This is a genomic window from Mycobacterium sp., assembly GCF_008709575.1.
In the GTDB taxonomy this organism is placed as follows: Bacteria; Actinomycetota; Actinomycetes; order Mycobacteriales; family Mycobacteriaceae; genus Mycobacterium.
In genome coordinates, this window is sequence record NZ_VYIK01000182.1 from 1 (window position 1) to 1104 (window position 1104).

Genomic DNA, 1104 nt, shown 5'->3' on the forward strand with positions numbered 1-1104 from the left:
GCGGATACCCCACCGGGCACGAAACCTACTTCATCGGATCCATGAGCCGTTGACCCGTGCTCGGCGCCGCCGCACCGAAAGCCGACGCCGGCCGCCGTGTTGACCTTGTGACTTCTCCGGCCGCTGAAGCGACCGGCTTCTTTTACGCCGCGGTTGCGGTGTGTAGGGCCAGTCCGGCCCTGAGTATGTTGCGTGCGGCATGTTCGTCGGCCGGTGCTTGGTGACCGCAGCGTTGGCAGACGAATTCCGCTTGGCTGACGCGATTCTCGGGTGCTGCGTGGCCGCAGCACTCACACCCATCGGAGGTGTGCCGGGGGTTGACCTCGATCCAGGTACGCCCAGCGTCTTCCGCTTTGGCGCGCAGTATCGAGACGAACTGGCCCCAGCCAGCGTCACTGATCGATCTATTCAGCCCGGACTTCGCCCGGGCGCCGTTGGGGAGGAACTGCCCGGGGTTGTCCGGGTCAGGTTTGGGTTTAGCCCGGCGAACCATGTTCGAGATCGTGAGGTCCTCCACCGCCAGTAGGTCGTAGCGGGCGACGAGTTTGCGGGCCTGTTTGTGGTGAAAGTCTTTGCGCCGGTTAGCGATCTTGCGGTGTCTCGCAGCCACCGTTTCGCGGCGTGCGACCCGGTTATTGGAGCCCCGCTTTGCGCGCTGTAATCGTTGCTGAGCCGCCTCTAGCCGGGCGGCCTCCTGACGTGCCCACCGCGGATTGGCGACCTCGGTACCATCAGAGAGCGTCGCATAGGTCACCACCCCGACATCGATTCCGGCCTGGGCGCCCGTGGCCGGCAGCGGATTGGCCGGTACCTCGTCACACGAAAGCACCAGCATCCAGTGGCGCCCCTGGCGTTTGATCTGGATCGTTTTCACCCGGCCCTGTACCTGGCGGTGTAGATGTACCTTCACCTGGCCGATGCCCTGCAGATACACCCGCTTGGTCTCGGGTAGCCAGCGTGCACCGTCACCATCTTTGGGCCACTCCACGCTGTCGAACCGATGCTTTCCCTTGAACCGCGGATAGCCGGGCTTGTCGCCGCATTTGACGCGGCGGAAGAACCCGTCGAACGCCTTGTTCAAGCGCCGCAGCGTGGCCTGCTGAC

1 protein-coding gene is annotated in these 1104 nt (G+C 64.5%); it reads right to left on the reverse strand.

What is annotated here, in order from left to right; all coding sequences use genetic code 11:
* Window positions 1-142: 142 nt before the first annotated feature.
* Window positions 143-1104: transposase (locus F6Q13_RS17715; protein WP_293059343.1), on the reverse strand; the 962-nt coding region annotated here is incomplete at its 5' end.